This window comes from Deltaproteobacteria bacterium (assembly GCA_026712905.1).
GTDB lineage: Bacteria > Desulfobacterota > Binatia > UBA9968 > JAJDTQ01 > JAJDTQ01.
The window spans coordinates 1-4,498 of record JAPOPM010000168.1; the positions used below are offsets into that span (position 1 = coordinate 1).

Consider the following 4,498-nt stretch of genomic DNA (forward strand, 5'->3'; position numbering starts at 1 on the left):
CCTCGCCGCCGAAATCCACGTGGCCCGGGGTGTCGGCGATGTTGATCTTGACCCCTGCGTAGGTCACGGAGGCGTTCTTCGCCATGATCGTGATGCCCTTCTCGCGCTCGAGGTCCATGGAGTCCAGCACCCGCTCGCGGATGTCCTGGTTCGCTCGGAACGTTCCGCTTTGCCACAGCATAGCGTCCACCAGCGTGGTCTTGCCGTGGTCGACGTGTGCGATGATCGCGATGTTGCGAAGATTCACCGCCTCGCGGCAAGCGACAACGTCCATCAATTATCCTCCCTGTTCACCCGCACCCCTCGGGCAGCCTTGGGGTCCGCGCAGGTGAATACGGTTACGTCTTGTTCGTGAGCGCCCTGGAAATGGCCGGAATTTCCGGACGGTTTCCGGCACGGGAAACGGAGCTTTAACGGCGTGGGATAACGCAAGAATACTGTAGCAAGTTTGGCAGGATTGGCCTAGCGCCGGCGTGGGAGACAAGGATTCTCGCCACCACGGATGGCGGCCTGCAGGGACGCCGGTGACTCGCCTTGCGTCTGTCACGCGTATCGGAGTAGTGTCGCGGGTTACCGGGTCCGGAGTCTCGCCACCCACATTCACGAACCGGGTGAACTCACCCCACGGGAGAATAACATGCAACACTACGTCACGCGTCTGTCAGCGGTGCTGTTGGCCTGCCTGTTCGCCCTTTCCTTCATCACCGCCGCCAACGCCGCCTCCGAGCCGCCGCCCGAGATGGAGGCGTGGCTGAAGGCAGCCAAGCTCGGCCCCTATGACAAGGACGAGAATTGGGACGAGGTCGTCGCCAAGGCAAAAGCCGAAGGCGAGGTCGTGGTCTACACGGCGTCCGGTCGCATCGCCAAGCTGGTGAAGCCGTTCAACGCGATTCATCCGGAGATCAAAGTGACCGTGCACGACTTGGGGTCCGTCAAAGCAGTCGAGAAGACCATACGCGAACAGGACGCGAATATCTTCAACGCCGACATCGTGACCACCGGCAATTCGGGTCAGGTGATCTACGAGATGCTGAACAAGAACCGTCTCGTCAACTATGTGCCGCACCACTACGTCGACCGGATTCCAAAGGAAAACCGCGACCCGCTGCTGATCCGCGTCAACGAGGCCATGGTTTTTCTCTACAACCGCGAAACCTACCCGGACGCGCCGCCCATCAAGAACGTGTGGGAGTTGACCGAGCCCAAGTTCAAGGGCCGGGTGGGTGTAAAGAACCCGCTGTCGTCGGGCTCCACCCTGATGGGCATCATGACCCTTATGCAGCGTCCCGATGAAATGGCGGCCGCCTATCAGCGCCATGCCGGCAAGCCCATCCAATTGAGCGAAGGGGTCCCGGACGCCGGTTACGAGTTCTGGGCGCGGATGCTCGCCAACGACCTGGTGATCTTCAAGTCAGGCTCAAGGCTGGCTGGAGCCTCGGGCAAGAAGGGCCAGAAGAATCCGCTGATCGCGTTCACCTACATGACCTATATCGCGCGCAACGATTCGAAGGGCTACGTCAACAAGATCCTGGCCAAGGTGGATCCGGTGGGCAAGGTGGTCTACCCGACCTTTACCGCCATCGCGCGCCAGGCGCCCCACCCCAACGCGGCCAAGCTGTTTACCGCCTACCTGCTCGGCAGCCTCGAGCTGAACAAGGACTCGAAGATCGAGAAGCCCTACGACAAGGGCGCCAGCATGGCCCTGTTGCAGGGTCTGGCGCCCTATTTCGACCCGGGCACGGTGAGCCCGCGGAGCGACGTGCCGCTGCCGGCGGGCGGCGAGATCTGGGACGAGATGGAGGGCTGGAACGTGGATGCCGGATACATGTGGAAGCACGGACCCAAGGTCCGGGACTTCTGGACGGTGCACTCGAGCAAATAGCCAGGAATGGAGGAAATCCATCTGACAGGCATCCGGAAGTCGTACGGCAAGGAAGTCGCCGTACGGCATCTGGACCTGACCGTGGAGCCGGGCGCCTTCCTGACCATTCTCGGTCCCTCCGGTTGCGGCAAGACCACGACGTTGCGCGTGATCGCCGGGCTGGAGGAGCCCGAGGCCGGAGAAATCCGGTTCGGCGACAGACTCATCTTCTCCCGCCAGAAGGGCGTGATCGTTCCTCCCGAAAGCCGTAACCTCGGGCTCATATTCCAGAGCTACGCGCTCTGGCCCCATATGACGGTGGAGCGGAACATCACGCTCGGCCTGAACCAGATGCGCCTGAGCGCGGGCGAGACCGCCGAGCGCCTCGAAGCCGCGCTCGAGAAAGTGCAGATGAAGCCGTACCAGCTCCGCTACCCGTCGGAGCTGTCCGGCGGCCAGCAGCAGCGGGTGGCCCTCGCGCGCATGATCGCCTCGCGCTCGTCCATCCTGCTGATGGACGAGCCGCTGTCCAACCTCGACGCCAAGCTGCGTACGGAAATGCGCGGCGAACTCAAGCGGCTGCACCGCGACATCGAAGCCACCACCGTCTACGTGACCCACGACCAGATCGAGGCCCTGACGCTTTCCGACATCGTCGTGGTCATGGACAAGGGCTTGGTCATGCAACAGGGCACGCCGTATGAAATCTATCACCATCCGGCGAACCTGTTCGTCGCCGATTTCATCGGCGATCCCGGCATCAACCGGTTTACCGGCACCATCAGCCGGAAGAACGGAGAGGTGGGCCTCGATTGCAGCGGCCTGTGGCTGCCGATCCCCGGCCACCCGCCCGCGAACGCAAAGAGCCTCGTCGCCACCATTCGCCCGGAAAGGATCCATGTATCGACCGAGGCCAGGGAAGGCTGGCTGAAGGTGACGCTGGAATCGGTTCAGCCGAAGGGGGCCGACACGATCCTGCAAGCCCGGACCGAGAACTATTCCATAACGCTCCTGCAACCGGGATTCATACGGATGGACCTCGGCGACCCGCTGTGGATCGACTTCGACGCGGAGTCGATGAACTTCTTCGATGTCGAATCCGAAACCAATCTCTTCAATCAAGGCGCGCCCGCCTGAGCGGAAGAACGGAAGTCCTGACCCATGTCGTTGGATACGGCCCCTTCCGGCAGCCGGCCTCCGGTCTTTTCCCGGAGCAACATCGCCTACCACCTCTACCGGCTGCTGAACCAGCCGGAAAAGATCCTGGGTCTCCTGTGCCTGGCCGTCCTGTCCGTGCTGGTGTTGGGGCCGCTTTTCGAAATCATCCACGACGCGCTGGTGTACCAGAGCTATGACCTCGCCTACAGGCCGGAGGCGAAGGTCGGCAGCTTCACCCTGTTCCACCTCGAACGGGTCTTCACCGGCCCGCTTTCCAGGGCGCTGTTCCTGAAGCCGCTGTTCAACAGCGTCGCCGTTGGCGTCTGCGTAACCGTTCTGGGCGTCAGCATCGGAAGCGGCCTGGCGTGGCTGATGGTGCGCACCAACATCCGCTTCAAGGGCGTGTTCGGGGCGCTTGTGGTGGTGCCGTACATGATGCCGTCGTGGGTGCTGGCGCTGGCATGGCTGAGTCTGTTCAAGAACGACCGGATCGGCGGCAACGAGGGCATGATCACCAGCTTCTTCGGCGTGCAGTCGCCCGACTGGGTCAGCTATGGCTTCTTTCCCATCGTCATCTGTCTGGCGCTGCACTACTACGCCTATGGCTATCTGCTGATGTCGGGTGCCCTGGCGACGGTGGATTCGGAGCTGGAGGAGGCGGGCGCGATCGCCGGCATGAACCGGAGCCAACGGCTGTGGCGGATTACGTTTCCGTTGCTGCTGCCCGCGTTGGGTTCCGCCGTGGTGCTCACCTTCATCCGCATCCTGGGCACCTTCGGGACGCCGGCCCTGCTGGGGCTGCCGGTGCGTTTCTTTACCTTTTCGACCCAGATCTACGCCTCGCTGAACGCGCGCAACAGCGGCGACGCTTTCGTCCTCGCCTTGGTGCTGATCGTCATGGCGATCACCTTCATCTGGATCAACAGCCGGGTCATCGGAATTCGGAAGAGCTTCGTGACCCTCACCGGCAAGGGTTTCCGGCAGCGCGAAATCAAACTCGGGCTTTGGCAATGGCCGGCCACCATCGGGGTCGCCGCCTTCCTCGCCGTGACGGTCGTGCTGCCGTTGCTGATCCTGCTCTGGGAATCCCTGATCATCACGCCGGGCGAGTATACCCTGAAGGGTTTGACGGCGCATTTCTGGATCGGCGAAAGCAACCCCGACCTCGCCTATGGCGAGCCCGGCATCATCCATTCCCCGGGCATTCTGACGGCGTTGGGAAACAGCATCAAACTGGGCGTGCTGGCGGCCGTATGCAACGGTATGCTCGGGTTGCTGGTGGGCTATGCGGCGGTTCGCGGCCGCGGCACGCTGCTGGCGCGGTGGCTCGAAGGCGTCGCCTTCGCCCCCTACATTTTCCCCTCCATCGCCCTCGGCGCCATCTACATCGGCATGTTCTCGACTCCCTGGGGGCCGCTGCCGGCGCTATACGGCACATTCACGATCCTGGTGCTGATCACCGTGGTCAAGAACCTGCCG

The 4,498-nt window shown here is 62.6% G+C and carries 4 protein-coding genes; 3 read left to right on the forward strand and 1 reads right to left on the reverse strand.

Annotated features, from left to right (window positions below):
- Positions 1 to 274, reverse strand: a 274-nt coding sequence (locus tag OXF11_14030; GenBank protein MCY4488216.1) for a GTP-binding protein, incomplete at its 3' end; no start/stop codon positions are given.
- Positions 275 to 637: 363 nt separating this feature from the next.
- Here OXF11_14030 and OXF11_14035 point away from each other — a divergent pair.
- The 3 genes from OXF11_14035 to OXF11_14045 all read left to right on the forward strand — a co-directional run.
- Positions 638 to 1,882, forward strand: coding sequence for an ABC transporter substrate-binding protein (locus OXF11_14035; GenBank protein MCY4488217.1), 1,245 nt, complete (start codon positions 638 to 640; stop codon positions 1,880 to 1,882).
- A 6-nt stretch (positions 1,883 to 1,888) separates the two neighbouring features.
- Positions 1,889 to 2,998: an ABC transporter ATP-binding protein gene (locus tag OXF11_14040; GenBank protein ID MCY4488218.1), complete on the forward strand. Its 1,110-nt coding sequence runs from the start codon at positions 1,889 to 1,891 to the stop codon at positions 2,996 to 2,998.
- A 24-nt stretch (positions 2,999 to 3,022) separates the two neighbouring features.
- Positions 3,023 to 4,498: iron ABC transporter permease (locus OXF11_14045; GenBank protein ID MCY4488219.1), on the forward strand; the 1,476-nt coding region annotated here is incomplete at its 3' end.

What these genes read in the sequence shown, in the direction of transcription:
- OXF11_14035 (MCY4488217.1), top strand. Translation starts at nt 638, where the DNA reads ATGCAACACTACGTCACGCGTCTGTCAGCGGTGCTGTTGGCCTGCCTG.
- OXF11_14040 (MCY4488218.1), top strand. Translation starts at nt 1,889, where the DNA reads ATGGAGGAAATCCATCTGACAGGCATCCGGAAGTCGTACGGCAAGGAA.